The organism is Nonomuraea sp. NPDC049646 (assembly GCF_044465525.1).
In the GTDB taxonomy this organism is placed as follows: domain Bacteria; phylum Actinomycetota; class Actinomycetes; order Streptosporangiales; family Streptosporangiaceae; genus Nonomuraea.
In genome coordinates this window covers 507,273-522,205 of the sequence record NZ_JBITLU010000006.1, presented here as the reverse complement: position 1 = coordinate 522,205, position 14,933 = coordinate 507,273, and the positions used below count along the sequence as shown (strand labels likewise).

At 71.7% G+C, this 14,933-nt stretch carries 14 protein-coding genes; 6 read left to right on the top strand and 8 right to left on the bottom strand.

The genetic code is table 11. From position 1 onward, the window contains the following. Positions 1-39: 39 nt before the first annotated feature. Positions 40-963 carry a LysR substrate-binding domain-containing protein gene (locus ACIBQ8_RS20960; RefSeq protein ID WP_357969738.1) on the top strand — a complete coding sequence of 308 codons (924 nt, stop codon included), beginning with the start codon at positions 40-42 and terminating at the stop codon, positions 961-963. Here the strand turns inward: ACIBQ8_RS20960 and ACIBQ8_RS20955 are convergent. Genes ACIBQ8_RS20955 through ACIBQ8_RS20935 form a run of 5 tightly spaced genes read right to left on the bottom strand, consistent with a single transcriptional unit; the run spans position 932 to position 5,743 of the window. Beyond that, on the bottom strand, positions 932-1,684 hold the full coding sequence (locus ACIBQ8_RS20955) for a serine hydrolase (protein WP_387669120.1): 753 nt from the start codon (positions 1,682-1,684) through the stop codon (positions 932-934). The genes ACIBQ8_RS20960 and ACIBQ8_RS20955 overlap by 32 nt on opposite strands. Further along, positions 1,681-3,264, bottom strand: a complete 1,584-nt coding sequence (locus tag ACIBQ8_RS20950; RefSeq protein ID WP_397192744.1) for an amidohydrolase family protein — start codon at positions 3,262-3,264, stop codon at positions 1,681-1,683. Before ACIBQ8_RS20950 ends, ACIBQ8_RS20955 begins: the two co-directional genes overlap by 4 nt. A gap of 31 nt (positions 3,265-3,295) precedes the next feature. Then, complete coding sequence (locus tag ACIBQ8_RS20945) at positions 3,296-4,048, bottom strand: amino acid ABC transporter ATP-binding protein (RefSeq protein WP_397192762.1); 753 nt, start codon at positions 4,046-4,048, stop codon at positions 3,296-3,298. A gap of 1 nt (position 4,049) precedes the next feature. Beyond that, on the bottom strand, positions 4,050-4,880 hold the full coding sequence (locus ACIBQ8_RS20940; RefSeq protein ID WP_397170521.1) for an amino acid ABC transporter permease: 831 nt from the start codon (positions 4,878-4,880) through the stop codon (positions 4,050-4,052). Next, the gene (locus ACIBQ8_RS20935) at positions 4,877-5,743 is read right to left on the bottom strand and encodes an ABC transporter substrate-binding protein (RefSeq protein ID WP_397170519.1); all 867 of its coding nucleotides are present in this window, start codon (positions 5,741-5,743) and stop codon (positions 4,877-4,879) included. The genes ACIBQ8_RS20940 and ACIBQ8_RS20935 overlap by 4 nt, the downstream gene beginning before the upstream one ends. Before the next feature lie 122 nt (positions 5,744-5,865). On the opposite strand from ACIBQ8_RS20935, the gene lysA reads away from it, so the two are divergent. Next, complete coding sequence (lysA, locus tag ACIBQ8_RS20930) at positions 5,866-7,101, top strand: diaminopimelate decarboxylase (RefSeq protein ID WP_397170518.1); 1,236 nt, start codon at positions 5,866-5,868, stop codon at positions 7,099-7,101. Positions 7,102-7,181: 80 nt separating this feature from the next. On the opposite strand, the gene ACIBQ8_RS20925 is transcribed toward lysA, so the two are convergent. Both ACIBQ8_RS20925 and ACIBQ8_RS20920 read right to left on the bottom strand, forming a co-directional pair. After that, positions 7,182-7,697, bottom strand: coding sequence for a pyridoxamine 5'-phosphate oxidase family protein (locus ACIBQ8_RS20925; RefSeq protein WP_397192743.1), 516 nt, complete (start codon positions 7,695-7,697; stop codon positions 7,182-7,184). Positions 7,698-7,798: 101 nt separating this feature from the next. After that, positions 7,799-8,257 carry a MarR family winged helix-turn-helix transcriptional regulator gene (locus ACIBQ8_RS20920; RefSeq protein WP_397170516.1) on the bottom strand — a complete coding sequence of 153 codons (459 nt, stop codon included), beginning with the start codon at positions 8,255-8,257 and terminating at the stop codon, positions 7,799-7,801. Positions 8,258-8,323: 66 nt separating this feature from the next. Here ACIBQ8_RS20920 and ACIBQ8_RS20915 point away from each other — a divergent pair, with 66 nt between their 5' ends. From ACIBQ8_RS20915 to ACIBQ8_RS20900, 4 genes are all read left to right on the top strand, one after another. Beyond that, positions 8,324-8,866, top strand: coding sequence for an SgcJ/EcaC family oxidoreductase (locus tag ACIBQ8_RS20915; protein WP_397192742.1), 543 nt, complete (start codon positions 8,324-8,326; stop codon positions 8,864-8,866). A gap of 108 nt (positions 8,867-8,974) precedes the next feature. Further along, on the top strand, positions 8,975-10,003 hold the full coding sequence (locus tag ACIBQ8_RS20910) for a polysaccharide deacetylase family protein (protein WP_397170513.1): 1,029 nt from the start codon (positions 8,975-8,977) through the stop codon (positions 10,001-10,003). A 267-nt stretch (positions 10,004-10,270) separates the two neighbouring features. Then, positions 10,271-12,433: a serine/threonine-protein kinase gene (locus ACIBQ8_RS20905; protein ID WP_397192741.1), complete on the top strand. Its 2,163-nt coding sequence runs from the start codon at positions 10,271-10,273 to the stop codon at positions 12,431-12,433. A 55-nt stretch (positions 12,434-12,488) separates the two neighbouring features. After that, on the top strand, positions 12,489-13,463 hold the full coding sequence (locus ACIBQ8_RS20900; RefSeq protein ID WP_352362052.1) for a malate dehydrogenase: 975 nt from the start codon (positions 12,489-12,491) through the stop codon (positions 13,461-13,463). A 34-nt stretch (positions 13,464-13,497) separates the two neighbouring features. Here ACIBQ8_RS20900 and ACIBQ8_RS20895 read toward each other — a convergent pair whose 3' ends face one another. Further along, the gene (locus tag ACIBQ8_RS20895) at positions 13,498-14,730 is read right to left on the bottom strand and encodes an MFS transporter (protein ID WP_397192740.1); all 1,233 of its coding nucleotides are present in this window, start codon (positions 14,728-14,730) and stop codon (positions 13,498-13,500) included. Positions 14,731-14,933 lie beyond the last annotated feature (203 nt).

The window sequence follows — 14,933 nt, the reverse complement described above, 5'->3', positions numbered from 1 at the left end:
TGCGCGGAACGAGGTGGGGGAGCTCGTACTCTTGGTCCCGTGTTGAGTAGTAACCGGCTGCGTGTCCTGCTTGAGGTGTTCAGGACGGGCAGTATCGCCGGTGCGGCCAGGGTGCTGAAGCTGTCGCCGTCCGCCGTGTCCCACCAGCTGTCCCGGCTGGAGCAGGAGGCGGGGGTCGGGCTGGTCGAGCGCAACGCCCAGAGCCTGCGGCTGACCGAGGCGGGACGCCGCCTGGCCATCCGCGCCCAGGAGGTCGTCGACATCATCGAGGCGGCCGAGAAGGATCTGCTCGCCCAGGCCAGGGTGGACGCCGGCGAGCTGCGCATCGGCTTCTTCGCCTCCGCCGGGTACCGGCTGCTGCCGCTGGCGCTGTCGCGCTTCGCCTCCCGGTATCCCAAGGTGGCGCTCGACCTGGTGGAGGGCCAGCCGTACGAGCTGCTGCCCGATCTGGAGCGCGGCGCGCTCGACGTGCTGGTGGTCTTCGAGCACGCGCTCGACCCGTGGCAGTGCCCGGAGGGGGTGGAGGTCGTCCACCTGTTCGACGAGCCGCAGCTGCTGGTCCTGCCGACCGGCCACGCCGCCGCCCAGCGGCCCAAGGTGCGGCTGGCGGACCTGGCCGAGGAGCCGTGGATCACCACGTTCGGCGCCGAGCACCCGGTGTCGATCCTGGAACGGGCCAGCACGCTGGAGGGCTTCTCGCCGCGGATCCGCTGCCGCAGCGACCACTACGAGGTGACGATCGGCCTGGTCCGGGCCGGGCTCGGCGTCGCGCTGGTGCCGAGCCTCGGCCTGCAGGGCGCGACCGGCCTGCACACCTGTCGGCTGACCACGCCGAACCTGTTCCGCAGGATCGGCGTGGCCAGGCGGCCGACCAATCCCAACCCGGCCGCCCGGTCGTTCCTGGCCTACCTGCGTACGGCCTCGGCCCAGCTCAGGAACTCGCTGGAGCCGTCGCTGCGCTGAGGCGGGCGGCGACGTCCAGGCCGGCCCGACGTACGGCGGAGGTCAGGTCGTGCTCGCTGCCCGCCGGGCCGTGGGCCAGGACGGCGTAGGCGATGCGGCCGTCCATGATGCCGACGTCGGACCGGACGCCCTCGTCGGTGCCGGTCTTGTTGGCCAGCCAGTCGCCCTCGGGATCGTGCCTGACCAGGGCTGGGACGAGCCCGTGGTCGGTGTTCTGACGCATCCAGCCGCGCATGAGCGCCTGCCAGCCGCCCGGACCGGCGAGCAGCGCGGCCAGCCCGGACAGCTCGGCCGCGGTGCCGATCGCGAACGTCGGCGGGTCCTGCGGGGTGCGCGGCTCCCTGATGCGGTCGAGCAGCCTGGTCCGCGACAGCCCGAGGGCCGCGGCGGCGGCGTTGACCCGGTCCAGGCCGATCGTGCGCAGCAGCGCGTTCGTGGCCGTGTTGTCGCTGACGGCGGCGGTCAGCAGGGCGAGGTCGCCGATCGTCCAGGCGCGCGCCGACAGCGACGTGAGCAGCCCGGAGCCGCCGCAGTAGTCGTCGTCGTGCAGCGTCACGGGCGTGTCGGGGGCCAGGATGCCGCCCTCGACGCTCATCGCCACCTCGGCCAGCAGCAGCAGCTTGCCGACGCTGGCCAGCGGCAGCTCGGCGTCCTCGTTGACGCCGTGGAACTCGCCCGTCACCAGATCCCGCGTCGCGACGGCGAGCGTGATGTCGTTCACCGCCCGATGATCCTTCCTGGTCTGTCCTCGGTGAGCCTGTTGTCCTCCACGGCGAGCCGTCCGGCCACCACGACGGCCCGCAGGCCGGCGGGGGGCAGCAGCGGGTCGGCGTAGGTCGCGCCGTCGGCCACCGTCGCGGGGTCGAAGAGCACCAGGTCGGCGTGCGCTCCGTCGCGCACGACGCCCCGGTCCGTCAGCCCGAACCGGTCGGCCGCCATGCCGGTCATCTTGTGGACGGCGGTCTCCACCGGGAACAGCCCCTGGTCGCGGGAGTAGCGGCCGAGCACCCGGGGGAAGGTGCCGGCCAGCCGGGGGTGCGGATGGCCCGGCTTGGGCACGCCGTCCGAGCCGATCATGGTGAACTCGCTGGCCAGGACCCGCTGGACGTCGTCCTCGCGCATGGAGTGGCTGATGATGGTCACCTCGCCGTCCTCGGCGAGCAGCAGCTCGGCCGCCGCGTCCACCGGGTCGCCGCCCAGCTCGGCGATCGTGCGGCCCTCGGCCTCGGGGTGGCGGGTGGCGCAGGCGACCGAGATGCGGTCCCAGCCGCCGTTGCCGACCGTGTTCTCCCAGCCCGGCACGCCGTTCTCGATGGCCGCGCGCATGCGGTCGCGCTGGCCGGGGTCGCGCAGCCGGTCGAGCAGCGCCTCGGTGCCGCCGTCGTTGGCCCACGGGGGGAACATCGCCGACAGCGACGTGCTGCCCTCGGTGTAGGGGTAGACGTCGCAGGTGAGGTCCATGCCCTGGGCGCGCAGCGCGGCGATGCGGGGGAGCGTGCGCAGGGTCTTGCCCCAGGCGTGCTTGCCGGCCGTCTTGTGGTGGCTGACGTGCAGCGCGGCCCCGCTCCTTCGGGCGATCTCGACGGCCTCCTCCAGCGCCTCCTCCACGCGGGACATCTCGTCCCGCAGATGGGTGACGTACGGCTTGCCGTGCCGGGCCGCGACGCGGGCCAGGGCGACCACCTCGGCGGTGTCGCCGTACGTGCCGGGGGTGTAGATGAGGCCGGTGGACAGACCGGCGGCGCCGGCGGCCAGTGCGTCGTCCAGCAGCGCGCACATGGTGGCGAGCTCGGCGGGGGTGGCCGGGCGGTCCTCGTAGCCGAGCACGCCGGCCCGCAGGGTGCCGTGGCCGACGAGGGAGGTCAGGTGGTTCGACCGGGGGGCCCGCTCGTGCGCCGCGACGAACCCGTCGTAGTCCTCAAAGATCGGGATGTCGCCGCCGAAGCCGGCCCTGCTCGACCGGCGCAGCGCCGGCGCCCGCTCGGGCAGCGCCGGGAACAGGCTCGACCCGCAGTTGCCGCAGATCTCCACCGTGACGCCCATGAGCACGGGCGCGGCGGCCAGCTCCCGGCCCGCCTGTCCGAGCAGGGTGACCGCGTCGGAGTGGGTGTGCACGTCGATGAACCCCGGCGCGACCACCAGCCCGGCGGCGTCGATCACCCGCCCCCCGCCGCCGTCGAACGGGCCGTCCCCGGTCAGCAGGACGAGGCGGTCACCCCGGACGCCGACGTCGGCCCGGCGCAGCGGCGCGCCCGTCCCGTCGGCCACGAGGCCACCGCTGATCAGCATGTCGAGGCTCACGTGGCCGAACCCTCCCTGAGAAGCGAGCCGTTCACAGCACCTGCCCGAGGAAGGCGCGGGTGCGCTCGTGCCGCGGCGAGGACAGCACCTCGCGGGGCGGCCCCTCCTCCACGATCACGCCGTCGTCGATGAACACCAGGTGGTCGCCCGCCTCTCTGGCGAAGCCCATCTCGTGGGTCACCACGATCATCGTCATCCCGCTGGCCGCCAGGTCGCGCATGACCTGCAGCACCTCCTGCACCAGCTCGGGGTCGAGCGCGCTGGTCGGCTCGTCGAACAGCATGAGCTTGGGGTCCATGGCCAGGCTGCGCGCGATCGCGACCCGCTGCTGCTGGCCGCCCGAGAGCTGCCTGGGGTAGTGGCCGGCCCGGTCGGCCAGCCCCACCCGGTCGAGCAGCGTCATCGCGCGCTCGGCCGCCTTCGCCTTCGGCAGCCGCTTGACCGTGCACGGGCCCTCCATGACGTTCTCCAGCGCGGTCATGTGCGGGAACAGGTGGAAGCGCTGGAAGACCATGCCGATCTCCTGGCGCTGGCGGCACAGCTCGCCGGGCCGCAGCAGGTGCAGCTTGCCGCCCTGCTCGCTGAAGCCCATGAGCTCGCCGTCGACCCACACCCGGCCCGCGTCGATCGTCTCCAGCCGGTTGACGCAGCGCAACAGCGTCGACTTGCCGGACCCGGACGGGCCCACCACGCAGACCACCGCGCCGGCCGGCACGTCGAGGCTGACGCCCTTCAGCACCTCCAGCTGGCCGAAGCGCTTCCGGACCGATTCGATCTTCACCATGCTAGTGGCCACGGCTGAACCTCCTCTCCAGGGAGCGCTGGCCGAAGGTGGCCACGGTGGTGAGCAGCAGGTACCAGGTGGAGGCGACCACCAGCAGCGCGATCACCTCGAAGTTGTCCAGGTAGATGCGCTGGGAGACGGTCAGCAGCTCCGCGCCGGAGATGACCGAGACCATCGAGGTGGTCTTCAGCATGGAGATGAACTGGTTGCCGGTCGGCGGGATGATCACCCGCATCGCCTGCGGCAGCACGACCCTGCGCAGGATCTGCCGGTGCGACATGCCCAGCGACTCGGCCGCCTCCCGCTGCCCGGGATCCACCGAACGGATGCCCGCGCGGACGATCTCGGCCATGTACGCGCCCTCGTTGATGGTCAGCCCGAGCAGCGCCGCCGTGAACGGCGTGATCAGCTCGTTGGCCGGCCACTGGAGGAACATCGGGCCGCCGAACGGCACGCCGAGCCCGATCTCGGGGAAGACCAGGCCGATGTTGAACCAGAAGATGAGCTGCACCAGCAGCGGCGTGCCCCGGAAGAACCAGGTGTAGAGGCCGGCCGCGCCGCGCAGCACCGGGCTGTCCGACAGCTGCATGACGGCGGCGATCACACCGAGGGCGACGCCGATGACCATGGACAGCGCGGTGAGCGCGATCGTGATCCACAGGCCGCCGAGCACGCGGCCGTCCAGCAGGAACTCGGCGATGACGTCCCAGTGGAGGTTGGGGTTGACGATGACGGTGTAGGCCAGCCACGCCATCACCAGCGCCGCGACCACCGCCGCGACGAGCCGCCCGGGCCTGGGCGGCTTCACCGCCTCGATCGGGAGTTCCATCATGCGCCGGTGTTGATCGTGACCTTGGGCACGGCGTTGGCCGTCGTGCCGTACTTCTCCAGGATCTTGCCGTACTCGCCGCTGTCGATCAGCTCCTGGAGCGCCTTGGCGACGGCGTCGCGCAGGCCGGTCTGCTTCTTGTCGATCGCGATGCCCCAGGGGCCGGCGTCGTACTGCTCGGCCAGGACCTCGTACTTGCCGGTCTCCTTGGCGTACATGGCGGCCACGGGGGAGTCGACGATCGTGGCGACGGTACGGCCGGAGTCGATGGTGAGCAGGCCGGTGGGGGCGTCCTCGCTCTGCATGATCTCCATCTTCTGGGCGCACTTCTCGTTCTGGCGCTTGCCGATCTCCAGGTTGGAGCTGCCCTTGGCCAGGACGACCTTCTTGCCGCACAGGTCCTCAAGGGTCTTGATGCCCTCGGGGTTGCCCTTCTTGACCATGATCGAGCCGCCGGCGTTGAAGTAGTCGACGAAGTCGACGGCCTTGCGGCGCTGTTCGAGGTCGCTGAGCGCGGCCATGGCGATGTCCCACCGGCCGCCCTGCAGGCCGGGGATGAGACCGTCGAAGGAGGCGTTGATTATCCGGGTCTTCAGCCCGAGCCGCTCGCCGACCGCCACGGCCAGGTCGGCGTCGACGCCGGTCATCTCCTGGGTGCCCGGCTTGTACATCTCCATCGGGGGATAGCCTTCCGAGGTCGCCATGCGGAGCTCGCCGGACTTCCGTACGGAGTCCGGGACGAGGTCCTTGGCGCTCTTGCCGGTCGAGGAGGGCGGCGTGGGGGTCGCCGCACCCGAGGTGGACCTCCCGCATCCCGCGCCGAGCGCGCAGGCCGCCACCAGGGCGATGACCAGGTGTGTTCGCATGGCATGTCATCGTGGCCAGGCCGTCAGGCGGCACCAAGCCTCGTGAAGGCATGCGACCCTCAGCAACGAATCCGTCGATGCTGGACCCTGCGCGCCCTCGCGGTTGCTTACGCTCGCCCCTCATGAGTTTGGACATCTGGCCCCAGACCGCCACATGGCACGACGGGGAGCTGCGGCTCGGCGGGATCGGCGCGGTCGAACTGGCCCGGGTGCACGGCACGCCCGCGTACGTGCTGGACGAGGCCGACTTCACCGCCCGCGCCCGCGCCTGGCTGGACGCGCTGCCCGACGGCGACGTGCACTACGGCGGCAAGGCGTTCCTCTGCCCCGAGGTGGTGCGCTGGCTGGACAAGCTGGGCCTGTCCCTCGACGTCTGCACGGGCGGGGAGCTCGCCGTGGCCATGGCCGGCGGGATGCCGCCGGAGCGGGTCGTCTTCCACGGCAACAACAAGTCGGCCGACGAGCTGCGCCGGGCCGTGGCCTGGGGCATCGGCTGCGTGGTCGTCGACTCCTTCGCCGAGATCGAAAGGCTCGCCGGGATCGCCGCCTCCCTGGGCGTCCGGCAGCGGGTGATGATCAGGGTGACGCCGGGCGTCGACCCGCACACCCACGCCTTCATCGCCACCGGCGGGGAGGACTCCAAGTTCGGCTTCTCGCTGAGCGCCGGCGCCGCCGCGCGCGCGGTGGCGCAGGTGACCGCAGAGCCCGCCCTGGAGCTGTACGGCCTGCACTCCCACATCGGCTCGCAGATCTTCGAGCTGGACGGCTTCGGCACCGCCGCCGCCAGGATGGCCGCCTTCGCCGCCGAGACCGGCGTCACCCGGCTCGACCTGGGCGGCGGCCTCGGCATCGGCTACACCCCGGACGACCCCACCCCGCCCACGCCCGCCGAGCTGCTCGCCGTGCTCAGGAAGGAGACCGCGGGCCTGCACCTGGCCGTCGAGCCCGGCAGGTCGATCGCCGGGCCGTCCACGGTCGCCCTGTACGAGATCGGCACGATCAAGGGCCGGTACGTGAGCGTGAACGGCGGCATGAGCGACAACCCCCGCCCCGGCATGTACGGCGCCGCCTACACCGCCACCCTGGCCAACCGCGCCTCCGACGCCCCCACCAGCGTGTTCACCGTGGTCGGCAAGCACTGCGAGAGCGGGGACGTGCTGGTCAGGGACATCGCGCTGCCCGGCGACGTGCGGCCCGGCGACCTGCTCGCCGTCCCGGTGTCGGGCGCCTACCAGCGGTCGATGGCCAGCAACTACAACCACGTGCCCAGGCCGCCGGTCGTCGCGGTCCGCGACGGGGAGGCGCGGGTCATCGTCCGCCGGGAGAGCGAGGAGGACCTGCTGCGGCTCTACCTGTGACGCGGCCGCTCCGCCTGTGACGCGGCCGCTCCGCCTGTGACGCGGCCGCTCCGCCTGCGGCCGGGGGCCGTGCCGGCCGGTCAGGGCGTGAGCTTGGCCGGGTCGGGGGCGAAGACGGTCATCCAGCTCGGGTGCAGCCGGTAGTAGACCACGTCGTTGTCCCAGTCGAAGGCGTCCGCGCCGTAGAAGTCCTTCAAGTAGGCGAGCAGGGCCGGCCAGTCGGCGGCCGGCTCGCCGTCCTGCGGGTTGAGGGTCTCCACCCTGCCGTGGGTGAACACGCCCAGGTCCTCCCCGCGCATGTGGGCGGCGCTGACCGCCGGGCGGGCGGCGAGGTGGCGCGCCTTGGCGGCGCCGCGCGCCGTGCCGAAGAGCCACCTGCCGTGCAGGAAGTGGCCGTCGACGCCGCTGATCCGCGGCTCGCCCTTCGCCGTCACGGTGGACAGGGCGAGGGTGCACATGCCGGTCAGGATCCCGGTGAGCTGCTCGGCGGTCAGGGTGCGCTCGGTGACGATCGAGCGCAGGTGCGAGGTGGAGCGGGAGAGCGAGGCGTCGAGGAGCGCCTGCAGCTCTTCGAGCTCCTGCGGGGTTTCGCGCATTGAGGTCCTTGTCTGTACGTGCGTACCGGCCCGCGTTCTGCGCCGGCCGGTGGGACCATGCTCGACCGCAAACCCGACACCTTGTGTCGTGTTTTCCGGACTCAGGACGAATCTCTGACGCGGGCCGCCTGTTCCTCCTGGACCCTGCGGGCGGTGCGCAGGAAGCCGAGGATCACCGCCAGCTCGTCCGGCCCGTAACCCTCCAGCGCCCGCGCGCCCGCCTGGCCGACCGGGACGAAGATCTCGGCCTCGGCGGCGCGGGCGGCGTCGGTGGCGGCGACCAGGACGCGGCGGCGGTTGCCCGGATCAGGCGCTCGGGCCACCATGCCCGCGCGTTCCAGCCGGTCGATGACGGTGGTGACGGCCGCCGGGCTGAGCTTCAGCGCGAGGCTGAGCGCGCCCGCGGCGACCGGGCCCTCGGCCAGGACGACGTCCAGGCAGCGCAGGTCGGTGCGGTTGAGGCGGAGCCGGGCCGCGGCGGCCTCGTCGAAGGCGTCGAAGCTCTGCTGGAGCTGCCGGAGCTCCATGGCGATCTCTCCGATGACAGCACGTTTCGACATTCGAACCTTTCTGATATCGTACTTTTCGTCAGTCGAAATGACGATATCACTTCCGGAGGCACCGCCATGCGCTCGACCGCCCGCCCCTCGGCCGCCCTCGCCTCGCCCGCCCCCGCCTCGCCCGCCCCCGCCTCGGCCGACACCGCCGAGATCCAGCGGCTCTTCGCCGACTTCATGGCGGCCTGGACCGCCGGGGACGCCCGCGCGTTCGGCGCCCTGTTCACCGACGACTCCGACTACGTCTCCTACGACGGCACGATCGCCCGCGGCCGCCGCGCGCACGAGCTCAACCACGACAAGCTCTTCCGCGGCGTCCTGGCCGGGTCGGCGCTCGTCGGCGACCTGGAGTCGGTGCGCTTCCTCACCCCCGACGTGGCGGTCGCGCACGGCACGGCCTCCGTCCTGATGCCCTGGCGGTCCACGCTGCCCCGGCGGCGGCTGTCCCGGCAGACCGTCGTCGTGGTGCGGACGGGCCAGGGCTGGCGCATCGGCGCCATCCACAACGGCCGGGTCCGGCCGGTCACCGTCCCGGAGCCGGACGCGTTCCCGTCGAGGATGTCGCAGCTCATGGCCCGGGTCGCCGGCCGGCTCGGTCTCGGCAGGGCATGACGCTTTTCGCAATCCCTGACCCTTCCTTGACGAGGTCGCGGCGTGGCGCAGTTGATCACCTGGGTAAGGCCCAACCTGTAACAGTCGTACGCGTCTCGGGGGGTTCGGATGCGACTGGGTATTTTGACAGGAGCGGGGCTCCTTGCGGCCGCCGTCGTCCTGACCGGGTGCGACTCGCCGCCCGACACTGCCAAGATCACCGACAGCAAGGCCGAGGCCGCGGCCAAGCTGAAGCAGAGCAAGGCGGCCAAGATCGCGCTGGCGCGCAAGGTGAAGGCGAACGAGCTGGGCCAGATCCCGGTGCTGATGTTCCACCGGGTCATCAAGAACCCGGCCACCACCGACGACAGGACGCCGCAGCAGTTCCGCTCCGATCTCGAACGGCTGGTCAAGGAGGACTACGTCCCGATCAGCGCGTCGGAGATGGTGACCGGGAAGATCAACGTCCCGGCGGGCAAGCATCCCGTGGTCCTGACGTTCGACGACTCCTCGCCCTCGCAGCTCACCCTGAACGAGATGGGCGTGCCGCAGCCGGACACCGCCGTGGCGATCCTGCGCGAGGTGGCCGCCAAGCACCCGGGCTTCCGTCCGGCCGCCACCTTCTACGTCACCCGTGACATGTTCGGCAAGACCGGGCGCGAGGAGCAGGCCCAGACGCTGGGCTGGCTCAAGGACAACGGCTTCGACATCGGCAACCACACCCGTGACCACGTCAACCTGCACGGACGCTCGGAGAAGGAGGTGGAGGACCAGATCGGCGGCATCGCCAAGCAGATCGACGACCTGACCAAGGTCAAGCCCAACTCCATCGCCCTGCCGTACGGCAACCAGCCGCGCAAGAAGGAGTGGGCGCTGCACGGCAAGCTCTACAACCACGCCGGCGCGTTCCTGGCCGGATACACGCCCGCGCCGTCGCCGTTCAGCAAGGCGTTCGACCCGGGCGGCATCCCGCGCATCCGCGTCATGGAGAAGAAGGGCGACTGCGCGCAGTTCTGCTCGGCGGCCTGGCTCGACTGGCTCAAGAACAACCCGGACATGCGCTACACCTCGGACGGCGACGTCAGCACGGTCGCGTACCCGAAGTTCAAGAACCCGTACCTGCGCAAGTCCTTCACCACCTGGAGCCTGCCCTACTGACGGGCGCGGTGACCACCGCGCCCGCGTCCGCCATGCCGGGCGCCGGAATCGCAGCAAGCCGCTGACCCGCAGCGTGACGCCCGGGTCAGCGGCTCAGCCGTGTGCGGGACCAACCAGTCAAGACCGCTGTTACAGGGTCCGAATGGACGCTGTGTACGGGCTTTGTGCAAAAACCGGTGAGTCACGAACGGTTAACGGATCCCTGGGAAGTTGCTGAGCGTCGTAAAGTTTGCGTGGTTGGGGTTCAGTGAACGTGGGGAAAGACGAATGCCGCAGATCGCGCCGCTGGTGGCCGGCGATCCAGCGCTGCTGGGATCGTTCCGGCTGTCCGGACGGATCGGCGAGGGCGGCCAGGGGATCGTCTACCTGGGCGTCAACGAGCAGGGCGAGCGGGCCGCGATCAAGCTGCTGCACGTGAAGTTCAGCGGCGACACGATCGCCAGGTCGCGCTTCGCCAGGGAGCTGAAGGCGGCGCAGCGGGTGGCCTCCTTCTGCACCGCGCGGGTGATGGAGGCCGACCTCGACGGCGACACTCCGTACATCGCCAGCGAGTACATCGACGGGCGGGCGCTGCGCGACATCGTCGAGACCGACGGCCCGCTCAGCGGCACGGTGCTCGACCGGCTGGCCATCGGCACGGCCACCGCCCTCACCGCCATCCACCACGCCTCGATCGTCCACCGGGACTTCAAGCCCGACAACGTGCTCATCGCCGCCGACGGGCCGCGCGTGGTCGACTTCGGCATCGCCCGCATCATCGACTCGACCGGCACGATCACCAGCCGCGCGATCGGCACGCCCGCCTACATGGCGCCCGAGCAGATCGCCGGCGACGACATCGGGCCCTTCACGGACGTGTTCGCCTGGGGCGCGACCATGGCCTTCGCCGCCACGGGGAAGGCGGCCTTCGAGGGCAAGTCGATCGCCGTGGTGCTCAACCGCATCCTGAACCACGAGGTCGACGTGGAGATGATGCACGAGCCGCTGCGGGGCGTGGTGCGTTCGGCGCTGGCCAAGTCGCCCGACGAGCGTCCCTCGGCCGACCAGCTCCTGCTGCGCCTGCTCGGGCAGACCGGCACGGCGGCCGGGGCCTCGACGGCGGTGCTCACCAGGGGCGTGCAGGTGGCCGGTGACGACACGACTCCGTTCACGCGGGTGTCGGCCACGTCCATCACCGAACGGCCCGCCACGCAGGCCACCGGCCACCCCACCCGCCCCCCGTCCGGCCCCGCCCCCGCACACCCGGCCACGACCGGCACCGGCACCCCGCACCCGACCGGCACTCCCCACACCACCGGCACCAGGTCCGCGCACCCGACCGGCACCGGCACCCCGCCTACGACCGGCACTCCCCACACCACTGGCACTTCGCACCCGACCGGCACTTCGCACCCGACCGGTGCTCCGCACACGACCGGCACCGGGACCGGTGTCTCCGGGCGGGGGGAGACCGTGCAGTCCGGCCAGGGCCAGCCCCAGGGCCAGGGCCAGGGCCAGGGGCCGGTGGTGAGGCCGCTCGGCGAGCCTGTGCCGTCCGGCGGCCGGCGGCGGCTCAAGGTGTGGCTAGCGCTGGCCGCCGCGCTCGTCATGCTGGCGGTGGTGGCCGTCGCGGCGATGGCGAACGGCTGGTCGCCGCTGGCGTTCAAGGGCGAGATCGTGACCCCCGTGCCGACGGGGAAGAAGAACTCGCGGCCCCCCACGTTCGCCTCGGTGGTGGACAAGGTCGCCCAGACCGGAAAGATCATCGTCGGCGTCAAGGGCGACCTGCCGGGCGTCGGCCTGCAGAACGGCGACGACTTCACCGGGTTCGACGTCGAGGTGGCCAAGCTCCTGGCCGCCGCGCTCGGGGCCGAGGAGACCGTGTTCACCCGGGTCAGCCGGGACGACCGGGCCGACGCGCTGTCCGAGGGCCGGGTCGACCTGGTGGTGGCCACGTACTCGGTGGACAAGAGCGAGACCCGCTTCGCCGGGCCCTACTACGTGGCCCACCACGACGTGCTGGTCCGCGACGGAACGGGCATCGAGTCGCTGGCCGACCTGAAGGGCAAGAAGATCTGCGCCCCCAACAGCCCGACGGTCCGCGAGGTGCAGGAGCAGGTGAAGGTCGAGCCCGTGACCGCCGGCGACTACGCCGCCTGCATGGACCTGCTCAGGCAGGGCAAGGTCGACGCGGTGCCCGGCGACGACCTGATCCTGGCCGGGTTCGCCAGCCGGGAGAACATGCGTTACAAGATCATTGGCGCCAAGCTGAACAACGAGCGGTACGCGGTCGGCATCCGCGACGGCGACGCCAAGACCTGCACCGCGGTCAAGGGCGTCATCGCCGACCTCTACCGCAAGGGCACCATCAAGAAGCTCCTGAACAGCCACTTCGGCAAGGTCGACTTCACGCCCGAGCTGAAGGTGCCCGCGATGGAGCCCTGCGGATGACGAGCGGTAACATCCGAAAGTCCAACGAATTCATCCAGTGAGTTAGGGGAAGGCCATGGCCACGCCCGTCAAGGTAACCGTCACCGGGGCCGCCGGTCAGATCGGCTACGCACTGCTGTTCCGCATCGCGTCGGGACAGCTGCTCGGCGCTGACGTCCCGGTCAAGCTGAGCCTGCTGGAGATCCCGCAGGCGGTGAAGGCGGCCGAGGGCACCGCCATGGAGCTCGACGACTGCGCGTTCCCGCTGCTGTCCGGCATCGAGATCACCGACGACGCCAACGTGGCCTTCGCCGGCGCCAACGTCGCCCTGCTGGTCGGCGCCATGCCGCGCAAGGCCGGCATGGAGCGCGGCGACCTGCTCGGCGCCAACGGCGGCATCTTCGGCCCCCAGGGCAAGGCGATCAACGAGCACGCCGCCGACGACATCCGCGTCCTGGTCGTGGGCAACCCGGCCAACACCAACGCGCTCATCGCCCAGCAGCACGCGCCCGACGTCCCGGCCGAGCGTTTCACCGCGATGACCCGCCTCGACCACAACCGCGCGCTGTCCCAGCTCGCCGCCAAGCTCCAGGTCCCGGTCACCGAGATCAAGAAGATGACCATCTGGGGCAACCACTCCGCCACCCAGTACCCCGACCTGTTCCACGCCGAGGTCGGCGGCAAGATCGCGGCCGAGCAGGTCGAGGGCGAGTGGCTGCGCGAGACGTTCATCCCGACGGTCGCCAAGCGCGGCGCCGCCATCATCGAGGCCCGTGGCGCCTCCTCGGCCGCCTCGGCCGCCAACGCCGCGATCGACCACGTCCACGACTGGGTCAACGGCACCGAGTGGACCTCGGCCGCCGTGGTCTCCGACGGCTCGTACGGCGTGCCCGAGGGGCTCATCTCGTCCTTCCCGGTGCGTTCGGTCGACGGCCGGTACGAGATCATCCAGGGCCTGGAGATCGACTCCTTCTCCCGCGAGCGCATCGACGCCAGCGTGCGCGAGCTGACCGAGGAGCGCGACGCCGTCCGCGAGCTCGGCCTCATCTGAACCAGGCGCGACACCTCGGACGCGCGTCCCCGGCTCAGCGGGGGCGCGCGTCCGCCGTCGTGAGGGGGAGCGCGGCCTCGCGGGTGCGCCCGGCCCAGCGGGTCACCGGCGGCACGGCGAGCCCGGCGGCCAGGAAGACCCCGCCGAACAGCAGCCAGCCCGGCAGCCCCCAGCCCACGATGACCGTGGTCATGACGGCGGGCACGACGATGTTGGACACCTGCTGGCCCATCCCGTACAGGCCCTGGTACTGGCCGATGGCGTGCGGCGGGGCCAGCTCGTACGACAACCCCCAGGAACCGGCGGCCTGCAGCAGCTCCCCGAAGACGTGCAGCAGCGCGCCGCCGAACAGGGCGACCACCGCCACCCAGGCCGGCTGCCCGGCGGCCAGGGCCAGCAGCACGCAGGCCAGCAGCAGGAACACGCCCGAGCGGCGCTGGGCGCGGGCCGCGCCGGCCGCGTCGTCGGTGCCGCGGCTGAGCCGCACCTGCAGGACCGTGACGGTGACGGTGTTGACCATGGCGACGGCCGCGACGGTCCAGGTGGGCGCCGAGGTCCGGCCGGCCACCCAGAGCGGGATGGCGATGGTGAGCAGCCCGTTCTGCATGAACAGCACCGCGTTGAGCAGCGCCAGCACCGCGTACGGCCGGTCGCGCAGCACGATCCAGACCGGCTCGCCCGCCTTGCGCCGGACCGGCGCGACGGGCGGCACGCGGAACATCAGCGCCGCGCTGCCGAGGTAGCAGAGCGCGCACCCGAAGATCATCCCCAGGTACACGGGACGGCTGTCGAAGTGCAGCGCCGCGCCCGCCCCGAGCCCGCCGACCGACCAGCCGACGTTGGTCACGGCCCGCAGGTACGCCCGCACCCACACCCGGTCGGCCGCCGGCACCGCGCCGCCGACCAGCGCCGCCCGCGCGGTGCCCTCCCCGGCCTCGGCGAACGTCACCAGGGCGGCCACCACGACGAACCCGGCGAACCCCGACACCAGCGCGTAGACCGGCACCAGCAGCCCGCCCGCGGCGGAGAAGGCGATCTGCACCCCGCGCGGCCCGGCCAGGTCGGACAGCCGCCCGGCGGGCAGCCCGGCGGCGAGCCCGACGGCCGCGGCGATCGTCATCCCCAGCCCGATCTCGCCGTCGGACAGGCCGACCGACAGTTTGAAGAACAGCACGCTCACCGTGACGAACAGGCCGCGGCCGAGAGAACGCAGCAGTGTGGCGTACGTGAGCGCGCGCACGGGCCCGCTCTCGGGGAGGAGTGACACGGCCGAACAGGCTACTGGTGGCGGGAGACGTCCTTCTCGTCCGCCCCCTGACAGGAGGGAAGGGGCTGGGCGGCCGGCGCGGGCTGGGAGGTCGCGTAGAGCACCCCGGCCGCCGCGGCAAGGCTGCCCAGCAGGATGAGGGCACCAAAGAGCAGCTTCGTGACCCTTGGTGAAAAGCTCCTCACATTTGGGTATCACAGCAT